This window comes from Marinobacter sp. M1C (assembly GCF_023314135.1).
In the GTDB taxonomy this organism is placed as follows: domain Bacteria; phylum Pseudomonadota; class Gammaproteobacteria; order Pseudomonadales; family Oleiphilaceae; genus Marinobacter.
Window position 1 is genome coordinate 3,920,027 of record NZ_CP092289.1, and the last position, 13,861, is coordinate 3,933,887.

Consider the following 13,861-nt stretch of genomic DNA (forward strand, 5'->3'; position numbering starts at 1 on the left):
GTTCAGGTAGTCCTGAACTTCGTAGAAGTTAACGTCATAGATGGTGGCAAGGGGGTTTCCTGGCTGTCCATAACACCCTGCTGGAGGGCGGTGTAAACCTCGGTCCAGGCCATGGGCGTCGCGTTGGCACCCAGTGCTTGCCAGGTATCGACCTGGACGCGGCTTTCCTGAGTGCGGTGGTTAATGCCTTCGAGATCGCTGGGTTTCTCGATCGGACGTACCGAGTTGGTGTTGTGGCGAAAGCCGTTCTCCATCCACGCCAGGAACTTCACGTTCATTCCTTCCTCGGCCAGCTGGGCGAGCTGCTCGCCATATTCGCTGTCCAGGAAGGCATAAGCATGCTCGTGGTTCTCGAATACGTAGGGCAGGTCAAGAGCATAAATTCGTCGACGAAGCCCCCATTGGACCGGTAGAGGAAATGCCGGCATCGATGATGCCAAAGCCCATGCCTTCGACGACTTCGCGTTCGGCACCCAATGCGTTGTCGTAGTGGGGCTCAATGGTTAGCCGACCGTCTGATAGGCGTTCAAGCTCCTCACCAAATTTAAGAACCCCAATACCCTGCTGTGAGTCAGGGCCGAGCGGTAGACTCACATTGATAACACGCTCCGATTCTGCAAGAGCTTGGGTTGAAATGGCCAAGGCGACGGCAGCGGCCAAAGATGTAAGAAAGAGGTAAAGCTTCATACAGTACTCTAGTCGTAGTCCAGCAATAAAGCTGTGCGTTTTGTCGTTGTATTTGTCACCTACGTAATACGGGCCTCAAAACCGAGATTCTGTACTGCTGTTCGGGCCAAGTAATGTTATAGGGGAGAAAGGTTACGTATGCAAGAGTGTATAAAAAAATTCGTCAAGACTAGACGTATCTATCTATTTAAAAAGAGGAAAAATTTTATTATTAACACTGAATACGTAGTCATAATTTATTTTTAATAGACATTTAGCCCAGTTTCGGGAAAAACTGAGCGAAGTAAGACGTAAGCTTCACCAGATTATTTTTCAAAGATAATAACGAGCTTATGAGCAAAACGATGTTCATTTTGAGGAAAAGCTTGGCCGCTGAGTTCAATACAATGCCCACCACTAACCAAAACAAAACAGTTCGGGTTTACCTAAGGAAACACTGATTTATTCCCCTCGCGTTGCCGGTTTAGTAAAATGGTAGTTCCTCCGCAGGATTAGCCAGAGGCTGTCATGAAGCAAACGAGTTTCGCCCAGGCAGAGTTTGCTGCCAAGAAAAAGACGACCCGCCGTGAGCGATTTTTGGCAGAAATGGAGCAGGCCGTGCCTTGGCCGAGGCTGCTGAACGCACTATCACCGCACTACTATCCTGATTCGCGCGGTAAACGCCCCCCAATACCTTTAAAGCGCATGCTGCGGATGTACTTTGTGCAGCAGTGGTATGCCTTGGCGGACGAAGCGCTGAAAGATGCAATCTATGACAGCCAGGCGCTGCACAATTTTGTTGGGATTGACCTGGTCGTGGCATCCGTCCCGGATGCCACGACGCTGTTGAAGTTCCGCCACTTACTGGAAAAGCAGGCGTTGACTCAAGTGATCTTCGAACAGGTCAACGGTCATCTGGCCGACCGCGGCATGCTAATGCGCGAAGGTATGATCGTTGATGCCACTATTATTGCAACACCGCCTTCGACCAAGAACCGGGCAAAGGCGCGAGATCCAGAGATGCATCAGACCAATAAAGGCAACGAGTGGTATATCAGCATGAAGGGGTTCTAGGGATTTTCCGTCCAAAAACGACAAAGTCCTCTGGAGGCCACGGATGGCCTGTCCTTCAGAGGGGTATTACTTTTTGAGAGGTCCCTATTTCCACTATATTTGAGTAAGATTTAGCCTTTTTGGGTTAAATCTATGGCATTCGAAGAACGCGCTCAGATCTTGTCCGAGGCGGAACAAGATGAGTTTTATGGACCTCCCGCTTTTACGTCCGCCGACCAACGCTTCTTTTTCGCTCTGAACGATAAGGAACGGGCAACCGCCAAAGGCCTCCGTCACCGGGGCCAGCGCTACATGTTGGTTGTACTGCTGGGCTATTTCAAAGCCAAGCCGGTAGTGTTGAATCCTGGTTTCCATCAGATCAAACAAGATCTTAAATACGTTCACCAAAGCGTGTTGCCGGGTCCGGGCTGCAGGCCTTTCAATCTATCTCCGAAAGAAAACGAACGGATATACCAACGGATATTTCAACTTTGTAATTATCAGCGCTGGAACGCCAAAGACCATGAGGTGGCGCTGCGTGCCCATTTAACCCATCAGGCCAGGGCCTGGGCAGCTCCGCGGCATCTTTTCGACGCAGTCATTGAGTATTTGTCTGTGCAGAAGATTGCGATTCCTGCTTACAGCACGCTGCAAAAGATGATCAGCCAGGTGGTGGGTGATGAACAGGAACACATGACAACCCACATTGAGCGTGCAATGTCCCCGGAGCTCAAGCAAGCACTGGCTGATCTTGTGAACGGTGGAGGGTTGTTGCCGTTTCGGCAATTGCGACAATCGGCGCGCAACTTCACCGGAACCGAACTTGAAAAAGAACTGGCCGTGTATCGCCACACTCAGCATTGGATGCCGGAAGTGGATCTACTCATGAGCACGCTATCGTTGTCCCAGAAAAATCAGCAACACCAGGCGGAGAAAGTCGACTATTACGGTGCCAAACTGAAACGACAAACCGCCGGGAATCAAAGACTGTATTTGCTGTGCTACTTGCAGGCGCGATGGCAACAGGCACTGGAACGCATCGCTGATGGCTTTGTACATCATGTCAGACAGACCAAACAGAAGGCAAAGGAGCATGCACAGGAAGCGGTTTATCAGGATTGGCAAAAGGCCGCAAAAAATGTCAGCAAGGCAGCTGAAGTGCTGCATTTGTTCATTGACGACAGCATCGATTTGCAAATACCGTTTGTAACGGTCAGACAAAAAGCACTGAGCCTGCTGGCCAAAAAAGATCTGGAATCCGTCTGTCTCTTCCTGAACGAGCAGCGGCGGTCTGTCGATGAAGCCATGTGGCAGTACTACGGCGGGAAAGACAATCTACGCAAAGGTTTACTGCGAGAGCTGTTCCTGTGTCTGCGCTTCGAAGGCAGCGATGGTACCCAGCATTTAGCGACCGCCCTGGAGAAAGCACAAAGCGAACTCAACGGCCAGGACGCTCAGTTGCAAACTGACACTGCCTGCAATCATTAAATACCGGGCGCTTGATGCCGACCTGATTGACAGTAAAAACTGGCGAAAAAACAAATATACACTGCTAGAGCAGAGCCAGTTGGCAAAATTGGCCAAAGAGCCTAATAAGTTGATCGAGCAGATGGCGATTGAATTGGATACTCGTTTACACGAGGTCAGCGAGTATCTGGAACAAGAAGACAACCGGAATATTATCCTGCGCAATCCGAAGGGCAAACGCTTCTGGCGCTTACCTTCAGCCAGCAAACATCATCTGGTCAACAACCCCTTATTCCAGCAAATACCCACGACGGGTGTCGCGGATGTACTGCGCATGGTGGACCGCGACACAAACTTCATTGACAGCTTCGCGCATGTGCTGGGTTCCCAATCCAGAAGCCGAACACATGAATATGATCTGTTGGCGATTCTGGTTGGCAATGCAACCAATCAGGGCATTTACGGCATGGCGCAGATCTCCGATCGTACCTATAATCAGCTCAGTACCATCCAGGCGAACTATCTTCGATTGGAAGCCTTGAATGCTGCCAACGACAACATCAATAACGCAACGGCCAAGCTACCCATCTTCAGGTACTACAACATCCAGGAGGATATGATCCACGCCAGTGCCGATGGTCAAAAGTTCGAGGCCCGGCGCGAGACCTTCAAAACCCGCTACTCGTCGAAGTACTTTTGCACTCAAAAAGGTGTTTCTGCCATGACCTTGATCGCCAATCATGCCGCGATCAACGCCAGAGTGATCGGTGCCAATGAACATGAATCTCACTACATCTTTGATTTGCTGATGAGCAATACCTCAGAAATCATTCCGGATGTGCTCTCAACCGATACGCATGGTGTTAACCATGTGAACTTCGCGTTACTGGATCTGTTCGGATACCAGTTTGCTCCGCGCTATGCCCAGGTTGGCAAAGTGATCAATGAAATGTTTGATGTCAAGGAAGACGAGGAGAACAGAATTCAGCTGCGCTTGAAAAAGCCCATCAACACCCACAGGATCGCGCAGCACTGGGATACCATCCAACGGATCGCAGTATCGCTCAAACAAAGGAAAACAACACAATCCACATTGGTAAGAAAGCTCTCGGGGTACAAACACAATCACCCGTTACTGGAAGCTCTGACGGAATACAACCGCCTGGTGAAAGCGAACTACTTGCTGTGCTACATCGATGATGCCAGTTTATGCAATTACGTTCAGCGTGCGCTGAACCGTGGAGAGGCCTATCACCAGTTGCGCCGAGCCGTGAGCAACGTTAATGGGGATCAGTTCCGAGGTAGCTCAGATGAAGAAATCCAACTATGGAACGAGTGCGCTCGGTTGGTCACCAATGCCATCATCTATTTCAACTCCAGGATACTCAGCCAGCTGTTGACCAGCTTTGAATATCACGGAGATACCAAGAGAATGGGAATCGTAAAACAGGCCTCCCCGGTGGCTTGGCATAACATTAACCTCAAGGGCACCTACAACTTTGAATTGAGCGAAAGGTTACCCGATCTAGAGTGGACTGGAAGCTAATGTCATACCAGTCATCAGCAAGAGAACCATTTGCATTGTGAAGGTCAGATAAACCCAGAATCCGCTCCCCCAAGAGTTAACTATTTCCATCCCGCTTCCTGGGGTTGTCACCCATGCGGCCAAAAGGACGCCAAGTGTCATTATTACGGCTATTACAAAGGCATCAGGCAGGTATTTGCTTATTAGGCCGGAAAATCCTTCCGAAATCCTGGATAACATTATTATGCTCCTGAAGAGTTTTAAGTTGCCGGGTTCTTTTTCGTGATAGCAAGAGTCGGAATGCAGGGGGCAAAGCTGCTGTCGATCACGCTCAATGCCTTGATGCCGAAGACATTCATCACCGCGAAGACCGGCCGGATGACCAGCGCCAGCCTTCCGGTCGTGGGGGGGCCGCGCTCAATTGAGTGCGATTCTCATAATTTCCACGGGGTGCTCGTTGAGCCTGTAGTCTTCCACTTTCAGCCAACCTATCTTTGCGTAGTAGGATCCCTTGTCTTCGGTGATCAGGTAGAGCGCCTCGTGGCCCTGCTGACGAAGCGCTTCTTTGGCATGGTCGATCAACGCCTTGCCGATTGCCTTTCCGCGCTGGTCGTGTGTTACGTAGATTCTTGAGATCCAAGGAGAATACTGTGGCCGGTCGGGAATATCGTGCGGTGCCAGGCAGATGCCACCGACCAGGGTGTCGCCATCCAGCGCGATAAAAGTGGCGGGTAGGCTCGTGGTTGAACAGTGTTCTTCCAGTCTTGCTTGCCGGGTTGGCTCATCGAGAGACCTGTCCAGGTGCGCCCACTCGGCCTGATGCCATGCGGCAAGCTTAGGAATGTATTGTGGTTCTAAGGGTTGAATCCTGATGCTCATAGACTATCGATGACCTCTGGGTATCGGCGTCAGGGCGCCAGGATGTTGCGACCGAAATATTTTTCGCTGATGTCAGCATAGGTACCGTCTGCGATAATCCCTTCCAGGGCGGTGTTGATCCTTTCCAGTAGCTCATCGTCCCCCTTGTTGACGACGATGCCCATTTTGTCAACATACAACGGCTTTCCTAGCTTGCGAAGGAGCAGTCCACTTTCCTGAATAGCATGCTCGCCCACTAGCTGATCAGTAATGACTGCGTCCAGTCGGCCGGGAACTGTCAGGTCATTTAGCGCCGTGATGTCGCTTGGATAGGTCTGTACATCCTGAGTCATCTCTCGAGCAACTTTCTGGAAAGTGCTTGATACAAGAACACCGATTCGCTTACCTTTGAGCGATTCTATCGACACTCTATCGTCGTCTTTCTTAACAAAAACCTGAGCGCCAGAAGTGTAGTAGGGTTCCGAGAAGGACACCTCTTTCTGCCTTTCCTCAGTAATCGCCATACTTCCGATAATGGCATCGAAACGGTCGGCCTTGAGAGCAGCGATTAGCGTCTGCCAAGGATTGACAGCGGGTTCGGGGTGCATGCCCATTTTTCGGGAAATAGCCTCACCGATATCGACGTCGAAGCCGTAGATACGATCTCCTTGGCGAGTGTTAAATGGCGGGTACTGTCCATCCATGGCGAATATGAATGTTTCCTTAGCGTCGTCTGCCTGAGCGTCTTTGATCAGAAACGGGGAGATAGTTACAGCCAGCGCGAGAATGCATGTCGTGGTCGCTAGCGTCGCCATCAGGCTTTTTATCGGACTCTGTTTTGTTTTGTTTTGTTTTGTTTTGTTTTCTTTTTGTACATTGTTGTTGTTTCCGTTTATTACGGGATGGATGGGTGCTCTGGGTATCAGAGCACCCGATGATACTTTTCAGTCGTTCAGGGCAGGACTTATTCGGCAATGTTGCGACCGAAGTACTTCTCGCTGATGGCTGCGTACTTACCGTTAGCCTTGATGGCTGCCAGAGCCTTGTTGAGCTTCTCAAGCAGTACCTCATTGCCCTTGTTGACGGCAATACCGATGTCATCGACGTAGATCGGGTCACCCAGCGGCTCGACCTCAAGGCCGGCATTCAGGATCGCATTTTCACCAACCAGTTGGTCCGTGATCACTGCCACCACACGTCCGACGGTGACGTCCCGAAGCGCGGTGGCGTCGTCCGTATAAGTATTGATGTCGTCACTGTACTCGCGGGCGGCATCGGCAAAACTGCTGGAAACCAATACGCCGATAGTCTTGCCGCGGATATCCTCAACCTCGTTGAGTTCGCTGCTACCAGCACTCACGAAGACCTGGGCACCGGAGCTGTAGTATGGGTCGGTGAAACCCACCTGCTTTTGCCGTTCCTCGGTTATCGCCATACTGCCAATGATTGCGTCAAAGCGGTCAGACTTGAGCGCCGCGATCAGGGTCTGCCACGGAGTGGCCACGGGGTTTGGCTCCATGCCCATCTCCTCGGCCAGCGCCTTCCCGATTTCCGTGTCAAAGCCTGAAAGTTCGCCGTTTTGACGGAAACTGAACGGCGGGTACAGACCGGTCATCGCGTAGGTGAAGACCTCTTTATCAGCAGCTTGTACGCTGTCGACATGAGCCACGTTGATGGTGGCGGCTATGATCAGAGCACTGCTGGCTCCAATCAGGTTACGGATCATTTTTTTCATTGTTTTCCCCTTTCGTTGAAGAAGATCAATGCAGTGAGATCTTCATTGATTGAAATGCTCATGGGTTACAGTACCCGGCTGAGAAACTGCTGCGCCTGTGGGTGCTGAGGGTTGCTAAAGAAGGTTTCCGGCGGCCCCTGCTCGGCGATCAGCCCCTTGTCCAGGAAGACGACTCGGTCAGCGACTTCCCGGGCAAAGCCCATTTCATGAGTCACCACCACCATGGTCATGCCATCGGCGACCAGGCTCTTGATGACGTCAAGCACTTCACCAACGAGCTCCGGATCCAGCGCGGACGTCGGCTCGTCAAACAGCATCACTGAAGGCTCCATGGCCAGAGCACGAGCAATAGCAACCCTCTGTTTCTGGCCGCCGGACAGTTTCTCCGGATAAACATCACCCTTATCGCTCAAGCCCACCCTTTCCAGCAGGTCCTTGGCGGATTTGATCGCCTCGGCCCGGGGGATCCTCTTGACGTGGACAGGTGCCTCAATAACGTTTTCCAGTACAGTCATGTGCGGGAACAGATTGAAATGCTGAAACACCATGCCAACGTGCTCGCGCACCTTGTTCAGAGGCGTGGTGGTGGGGTCCACCTCCTTGCTGTCAATGAAGATTCGCCCATCGTCCTTCATCTCCAGGAAGTTCAGGCAACGCAGCAGCGTACTTTTACCCGAGCCGCTGGCGCCGATCATGACTACAACCTCCTGGGGTGCCACTTCAAGGTCGATGCCCTTGAGGACATGGAGGCCATCAAAATACTTGTGAAGCTTCTCGACTTTGATCATTTGGCTGTATCCATCCGGTTTTCAACACGGCTCAGAACGAAGGTGACGATGGTCACCATAGCCAGGTAATAGAGTCCTGCGATGGTGTAGAACTCAAGCTGTTTAAAGGTCACTGCGGCGTTGTCCATGGAAAGACTGAAGATTTCCGTAATACCAATAAACGCCACGAGCGAGGAATCTTTGAGGCCGATAATGAACTGGTTGCCCAGAGGCGGAATGGCCCGTTTGAGGGCCTGAGGCAGGATCACCCGACGCATGGCCAGGGCGCGCTTCATCCCGAGGGATTCGGCGGCTTCCATCTGACCCTTTTCCACCGACTGGATACAGCCCCGAAAGATTTCGGCGATGTAGGCGCCACTGTGAATGGCAAGAGCGATGGTGCCGGCCCAAAAGGCCGAGAGGACGACAATCTGGGTGATTCCGAAGTACAGCCACATGATCTGTACGATCAGGGGTGTACCACGGATAATGCCCACGTACCCGTTGTAGAGCAGGCCCAACCAGCGCACACCTGTGACCTTCAACAGCGCGAAAACAAGCCCGATGACAAAGGCCAGAACCAGTGAAACACCAGTTAGGCGCAGAGTCATCCAGGCGGCTTCCATGAAAGCTGGAAAGGTAGAGATCAGATTCTCAAAAAACGACGTCATTATTGAATTCCTATAGGTCGTGATCAAACCATAGTTTTTTTGTTAATGGAATTCGCCCGTTTTGCAAAACGGAAGTCAGCAACGCTCGAGAACCAGCGCGATCCCCTGCCCCCCGCCAACGCAGGTTGTAGCACATCCAAAACGCCCACCCTGGTGCCGCAATATGCGCGCCAATGTGCCCGCCAAACGAATGCCTGTTGCTCCCAGTGGGTGTCCCAGCGCCAGGGCGCCACCGAAGATGTTTACCCGTTCACGATCAATGTCCAGCGAACGGATGGCATACAGCGGCACTGCACTGAACGCTTCATTGATTTCCCAGGCATCGATATCACTGGCACTGAGCCCCGCAGCCTTAAGCACACGTTCTGCCGCCACGGTCGCTCCGGCTCCCATGCACTCCGGTGATACACCGCAGTCGGCGACCGCCACGACCCTGGCGAGTGGCGACAGCCCGTGCAAGTTCAGCGCAATTTCAGACATCAACAGTGCCGCACTGGCGCCGGAGGTCAGCGGTGAGCTGTTGCCTGCCGTCACCTGACCGTCATCGGAGAACGCGGGTTTTAAATCAGCCAGTCGCTCTGCACTGGTACCCGGTCGGATATTCGCATCGCGTTCAACCGATTCACCGGCGGGGTTTCTGAGCGCCAGGCGCTCCCCCGCAAACCAGCCCTCCTGCTCAGCCCTGGCAGCCCTCTGGTGAGAACGGACAGCGAAGGCATCCATTGCTTCACGGGACAAATGGGCCTCCCGTGCCAGATTTTCGGCAGTCAGCCCCATATTCATGGCCACTGTCAGGTCGACGCTACCCGCCTGTTTCAGAGACTCGGGAATGATCAGCACCCCTTCCTCGAACAGGGCGGGGCCCATCGGAACGCGAGACATATTTTCGTATCCACCAGCCATGCCGGTTTCGATCGCGCCGGCCTGAATTTCCCGGGCGGTGGATCGCAACGCGGCCAGACCGGAACCGCACTGCTGGTCGATCTGACGGGAAGGGCACTGTATGCCCAGCCCGGACAACCATTGTGGGTAGCGACCACCAAAGCTCCACTGATCCTTAACCGGTAATGCGCACCCCACGCTGAGATCCTCAATCGTGTTGCCCGGCACTTTCGTGCGATTCAGCAGGGCATCTATCACCTGGCCTAGCAGAGCATCGCCGCGCTGCCCGGACCAGGCGTCAACCTCGGGCTTGCGCGGATGGGCCCGGGTAAAGGCCGAGCGAGCGAAGTCAACAATATAGGCGGCTTTCATAGCACACTCCTCGCAAATTCGATGTCAAAATCTACCGAGCTGGCTTTCATTAATAATAAGCTCGGCTTCTGTAGCGGCCCGCAAGGTCTCCACATCCAGGTTCTCGGCGATATCAATCACTTCCAGTCCTCTCTCCGTCACCGCCATAACTGCCTTCTCGGTCACGATTAGCGAGGCACACCGGGGCGCAGTAAGGGGCAACCTGCATTGTCTGAGAATTTTCGGGTTACCGTGTTTGTCGTTGTGCGAGCACAGCACCACCAGTTTTTCGACTTTCTGAGCCAGCTCCATTGCCCCACCAATACCGGGAGAAAACTTACCCGGTATCTTCCAGTTGGCCAGATTACCCTGCTGATCCACCTCAAACGCGCCCATGAACGTCACGTTCACCCGGCTGCGACGGATCATGGCAAACGACACTGCGCTGTCAAAGACACTGGCTCCAGGCGTCACACCAATATAGGCGCCGCCCGAATCGATCATCTCGTAGTCCGGGACGGCATTCTCCGCAACAGGCTGACAGCCTAGAATTCCGTTTTCGGAGTGCACCAACACTTCCTGATCCTCCGGCATGTAATGGAACAAGCGTTGTGGCAGGCCAATTCCGAGGTTCACAATCTGGCCAGGCAGGATTTCTCTGGCGGCTCGGGCGAGGATTCTTTCCTGATCAGACGGCATGGGCACGAATTCCCTGATTACTGGTGGCAGGATCGACCTGCACCACATGGTTAACGAAAGCACAGGGCGTATGAACCGCTTCAGGCTTCAATTCACCTGGCGCGGCCACCCGGAATGCCTGGGCAATGACCATGTCCGCTGCCATCGCCATCAGGGGGTTGAAGTTAATTGCGGTGCCCCGGTAGACGAGGTTGCCGTAGTGGTCAGCGAGGTCCGCATGAATCAGTGAAAAGTCGGCGTGGATGGCCGGCTCAATCGCACAGGTTTGGCCGTTGACTTCGATCTCGCGGCGGTGCTGGGCGATCTCGGTTTCGAGGCCAATGTCGGTCAGAAAACCAGGATGACCGACGCCGGCACAACGGATCTTCTCTGCCAGCAGACCTTGGGGGTACATTTCAACCACCAGCTGACCCCGATTCATCTCTTCAATCGCTATACGGTTGAGTCCGATGTGTGACGTTATCAGGCGCTGCACCCGGCCAGCCCGGATCAGCCGCCCAATGCCGATATCTGGTTCATTGGCATCATTCTTGATCAGGGTTAATTCCTTCTGGCCCTGCGCGAGCAGCTCATCCAGCAAGGCGAACGGCGTACCCGGCGAACCAAAACCGCCAACCATGATGGAGGCACCATCAGGAATTATTCCAATGGCAGCTTCGATAGATATGTATTTCTGATTTAACGATGTCATTCGGGCTCAGCCTACGGTGCTCTGGGTGTCAGGTTCTGCGATCGATTGAAGCAACGGCGCCACTACCTCGTTTTCCAGACGGTGCAAGGTTCGTGTCAGTCGCTTCAGCAGTAGGGTAGTCTCAGATTCGGAAATGTTCAGTGGAGGAGTGATCAGAAAGTGATCGCCGGCCAGCCCATTCAGAGTCCGGCGGGGGTAGATCAGGAGCCCCTCCTCCTTAGCCAGGGCGGTCACACTGGCAAACAGGTTGGCCTCGGCGGGAAATGGCGACTTCGTTACCGGATCCATAACCAGCTCCATCCCCCAAAGCAATCCGATACCCCGGACATTGCCAACAAAGTCAAAGCGGGCTTTCAGGGCGGTCATGCCCTCGCAGAGTTGCGCGCCACGGGCCACAACGTTATCCAGCAACTTCTCGGTTCTGATCGTTTCTACGACAGCCAGGCCAGTCGCACAGGCCAGCGGATTACCGGCATAGGTGTGGCCATGCTGAAAACCACCATTGGCCATAACAGTGTCAACAATGTTCGCCCGGCTCAGCAGGGCACCCACCGGATAATAGCCGGCTCCCAGACCCTTTGCCGTGGTCAGCAGGTCCGGTGCAATGCCCCAGTTCTGGTAGGCAAACCAGGTGCCGGTGCGGCCAACACCGGACAGGACTTCGTCATAGATCAGCAGACAGCCAATCTCGTCGCACAATTCACGAATCCCTTCCAGATAGGCCCGATTGACCATCCGGGCGCCTGTACTGGCGCCGCCGACCGGTTCAAGAATCACAGCAATGATGTTTTCACCGCCGACGGTATCAATTCGCTTACGGGTTTCCTCAAGCACATTGCGGACATGTGCGTCATCATCGGTCTCTGTGCGACGGTAGAAATCCGGGCCAGGCACCTTGATGGAGGCCCGTGTGATATCTGCAAACGGTGCCTCAAGAGGCTGATATCCTGTCACGCCTAGAGCACCGAGCGTACTGCCATGGTAGGACGGGCGCAGTGAGACAAAATGGCGCCGGTGGGATTCTCCTCGGGCTACAAAATACTGACGGGCCAGCTTGATTGCAGACTCTACTGACTCCGAACCACTGGACACAAAAAAAACCTTTTCAAGATCATGGTCGGTCATCTCGACCAGCTCTTGAGCCAGCGCCATGGCCGGTGCGTTCTCGAACTGGGTCCGGTAAGTGAAGGCCACCCGATCCAGCTGGGCCAGCATGGCATCACGAATACCAGCGTGGTGATGCCCGAGATTGCAGGAAATTGCACCGGAGCAGCCGTCAAGATACTCCTTACCGCCTGTATCCCAGAGAAAAACCCCTCGTCCATGGGAAATCTGAGGAAGCGCAGGGCCAGCCTGATAGAAAAGTGGAGAAGATGACATATTGCAATCCATTATTGTTGCCCTTTGAATGAGTTTCAGTCTAGGCAGACATGTGAGAGTATTTCAAGATATGATCTTTTTACCGGACTCGATGACTTTTGCTCATGGCTGACATCAACATACATTCGCTGAAATCCCTCGCAATTTTCAAGACGCTGCTGGAGGCCGGAAGTGCCTCTCAGGCCGCACGGACGCTGGGAGTCACCCAGTCCGGGGTAAGCAGATCCTTGTCCCGGCTGGAAAGCAATCTCGGGATCCAGCTGTTCCTGCGGGAGAAAAACCGGCTGGTCGCCACACCCGAAGCGTTGGAACTCTACGAGGAGATTCTTCGCCTGATGGGAAATGTCGAGGAGTTACGGCACAGTGTCCTGGCGCTGAAGGAGTTCGGCACTTCGCGCCTGCGTATTGCTGCAATCCCGGGGCTAGCATTCGGATTTGTACCCCGGCTGATTGGAACTCTGCTGGAGGTAAATCGCGGATTCAGCATAAGTTTTGACATGATGTCCAGCCATGACGTACTCCGGGAAGTCGAATCCGGTCACGCGGACATCGGATTCGTCACATTGCCAGTAAGTTCAAGACTGCTCCGGATTGAAGAATGGCTGACTACTCAGGCGCTCTGCCTGGTCCCCAACGGTCATCCCCTGGCAAAAAAGGATGAGATAACGATTGCAGACCTGCAGGATCAACATCTCGTCATCAGCAACCAACCCAACGTAGGCGCAGACCCGCTGCTAAACCTCGCAGCCAGCCACTCGATTTCGATTGCCGGCAAAACCGAATCGAATATTGGCGCCATCGCCGCTCTGGTGGCCAATGGCGTAGGGGTCAGTGTGATAAATCCGATTACAGCAACAGACCAGCTAATGGGCCGGACAGATGTGGTGATGCGCCGCTTTTCCCCCAGAATTTCTTTCAGTTTCGGAATGGTCTACCGGGAAGACTGGAAAAACGTGCAGGCCCTCGATTCCATCCGCCGAACTGGTAATGAACTTCTGAAAACCTATCCGGACTCAAGGCTCCGGCCAAAACGAGGTCAGTCGTGATCGAAAACCGGGACAGGTATATTTGTTGGCCCGTGGCCATGGAAAATAAATCTGGCTTAGGGTAGCGCTG

The 13,861-nt window shown here is 53.4% G+C and carries 12 protein-coding genes and 2 pseudogenes; 3 read left to right on the plus strand and 11 right to left on the minus strand.

Features of this window, described 5'->3' with window-relative positions; genetic code table 11:
* Window positions 1-2: 2 nt before the first annotated feature.
* Window positions 3-428 carry a TRAP transporter substrate-binding protein DctP gene (dctP, locus tag MIH19_RS18480; protein ID WP_249018624.1) on the minus strand — a complete coding sequence of 142 codons (426 nt, stop codon included), beginning with the start codon at window positions 426-428 and terminating at the stop codon, window positions 3-5.
* Window positions 370-687, minus strand: a complete 318-nt coding sequence (locus MIH19_RS18485; protein WP_249018607.1) for a hypothetical protein — start codon at window positions 685-687, stop codon at window positions 370-372. The genes dctP and MIH19_RS18485 overlap by 59 nt, the downstream gene beginning before the upstream one ends.
* Before the next feature lie 507 nt (window positions 688-1,194).
* On the opposite strand from MIH19_RS18485, the pseudogene MIH19_RS18490 reads away from it, so the two are divergent.
* A pseudogene (locus tag MIH19_RS18490) lies at window positions 1,195-1,731 on the plus strand (IS5 family transposase); the annotation flags it as partial.
* Between the two features lie 141 nt (window positions 1,732-1,872).
* Window positions 1,873-4,732 (plus strand): annotated as a pseudogene (locus MIH19_RS18495) (Tn3 family transposase).
* 396 nt (window positions 4,733-5,128) lie between these two features.
* Here MIH19_RS18495 and MIH19_RS18500 read toward each other — a convergent pair.
* From MIH19_RS18500 to MIH19_RS18540, 9 genes are all read right to left on the minus strand, one after another.
* Window positions 5,129-5,590, minus strand: coding sequence for a GNAT family N-acetyltransferase (locus tag MIH19_RS18500; protein ID WP_249006253.1), 462 nt, complete (start codon window positions 5,588-5,590; stop codon window positions 5,129-5,131).
* Window positions 5,591-5,619: 29 nt separating this feature from the next.
* Window positions 5,620-6,384: a transporter substrate-binding domain-containing protein gene (locus MIH19_RS18505; RefSeq protein WP_249006254.1), complete on the minus strand. Its 765-nt coding sequence runs from the start codon at window positions 6,382-6,384 to the stop codon at window positions 5,620-5,622.
* Between the two features lie 149 nt (window positions 6,385-6,533).
* Entirely contained in the window at window positions 6,534-7,304 is a 771-nt protein-coding gene (locus MIH19_RS18510; protein WP_249006255.1) for a transporter substrate-binding domain-containing protein, read from the minus strand.
* 65 nt (window positions 7,305-7,369) lie between these two features.
* Window positions 7,370-8,092, minus strand: coding sequence for an amino acid ABC transporter ATP-binding protein (locus MIH19_RS18515; protein WP_249006256.1), 723 nt, complete (start codon window positions 8,090-8,092; stop codon window positions 7,370-7,372).
* A complete protein-coding gene (locus MIH19_RS18520; protein ID WP_249006257.1) occupies window positions 8,089-8,742 on the minus strand; it encodes an amino acid ABC transporter permease in 654 nt (217 codons plus the stop codon). The genes MIH19_RS18515 and MIH19_RS18520 overlap by 4 nt, the downstream gene beginning before the upstream one ends.
* Before the next feature lie 75 nt (window positions 8,743-8,817).
* Entirely contained in the window at window positions 8,818-9,996 is a 1,179-nt protein-coding gene (locus MIH19_RS18525) for an acetyl-CoA C-acyltransferase (RefSeq protein WP_249006258.1), read from the minus strand.
* Between the two features lie 24 nt (window positions 9,997-10,020).
* The gene (locus MIH19_RS18530; RefSeq protein ID WP_249006259.1) at window positions 10,021-10,674 is read right to left on the minus strand and encodes a 3-oxoacid CoA-transferase subunit B; all 654 of its coding nucleotides are present in this window, start codon (window positions 10,672-10,674) and stop codon (window positions 10,021-10,023) included.
* Complete coding sequence (locus tag MIH19_RS18535) at window positions 10,664-11,365, minus strand: CoA transferase subunit A (protein ID WP_249006260.1); 702 nt, start codon at window positions 11,363-11,365, stop codon at window positions 10,664-10,666. The genes MIH19_RS18530 and MIH19_RS18535 overlap by 11 nt, the downstream gene beginning before the upstream one ends.
* 6 nt (window positions 11,366-11,371) lie before the next feature.
* Window positions 11,372-12,745: an aminotransferase class III-fold pyridoxal phosphate-dependent enzyme gene (locus tag MIH19_RS18540; RefSeq protein ID WP_249006261.1), complete on the minus strand. Its 1,374-nt coding sequence runs from the start codon at window positions 12,743-12,745 to the stop codon at window positions 11,372-11,374.
* A 104-nt stretch (window positions 12,746-12,849) separates the two neighbouring features.
* Here MIH19_RS18540 and MIH19_RS18545 point away from each other — a divergent pair, with 104 nt between their 5' ends.
* Window positions 12,850-13,791 (plus strand): LysR family transcriptional regulator, encoded by a 942-nt coding sequence (locus MIH19_RS18545; protein WP_249006262.1) that lies wholly within the window; start codon window positions 12,850-12,852, stop codon window positions 13,789-13,791.
* Window positions 13,792-13,861 lie beyond the last annotated feature (70 nt).

What these genes read in the sequence shown, in the direction of transcription:
- dctP (WP_249018624.1), bottom strand. Translation starts at nt 428, where the DNA reads ATGCCGGCATTTCCTCTACCGGTCCAATGGGGGCTTCGTCGACGAATT.
- MIH19_RS18485 (WP_249018607.1), bottom strand. Translation starts at nt 687, where the DNA reads ATGAAGCTTTACCTCTTTCTTACATCTTTGGCCGCTGCCGTCGCCTTG.
- MIH19_RS18500 (WP_249006253.1), bottom strand. Translation starts at nt 5,590, where the DNA reads ATGAGCATCAGGATTCAACCCTTAGAACCACAATACATTCCTAAGCTT.
- MIH19_RS18505 (WP_249006254.1), bottom strand. Translation starts at nt 6,384, where the DNA reads ATGGCGACGCTAGCGACCACGACATGCATTCTCGCGCTGGCTGTAACT.
- MIH19_RS18510 (WP_249006255.1), bottom strand. Translation starts at nt 7,304, where the DNA reads ATGAAAAAAATGATCCGTAACCTGATTGGAGCCAGCAGTGCTCTGATC.
- MIH19_RS18515 (WP_249006256.1), bottom strand. Translation starts at nt 8,092, where the DNA reads ATGATCAAAGTCGAGAAGCTTCACAAGTATTTTGATGGCCTCCATGTC.
- MIH19_RS18520 (WP_249006257.1), bottom strand. Translation starts at nt 8,742, where the DNA reads ATGACGTCGTTTTTTGAGAATCTGATCTCTACCTTTCCAGCTTTCATG.
- MIH19_RS18525 (WP_249006258.1), bottom strand. Translation starts at nt 9,996, where the DNA reads ATGAAAGCCGCCTATATTGTTGACTTCGCTCGCTCGGCCTTTACCCGG.
- MIH19_RS18530 (WP_249006259.1), bottom strand. Translation starts at nt 10,674, where the DNA reads ATGCCGTCTGATCAGGAAAGAATCCTCGCCCGAGCCGCCAGAGAAATC.
- MIH19_RS18535 (WP_249006260.1), bottom strand. Translation starts at nt 11,365, where the DNA reads ATGACATCGTTAAATCAGAAATACATATCTATCGAAGCTGCCATTGGA.
- MIH19_RS18540 (WP_249006261.1), bottom strand. Translation starts at nt 12,745, where the DNA reads ATGTCATCTTCTCCACTTTTCTATCAGGCTGGCCCTGCGCTTCCTCAG.
- MIH19_RS18545 (WP_249006262.1), top strand. Translation starts at nt 12,850, where the DNA reads ATGGCTGACATCAACATACATTCGCTGAAATCCCTCGCAATTTTCAAG.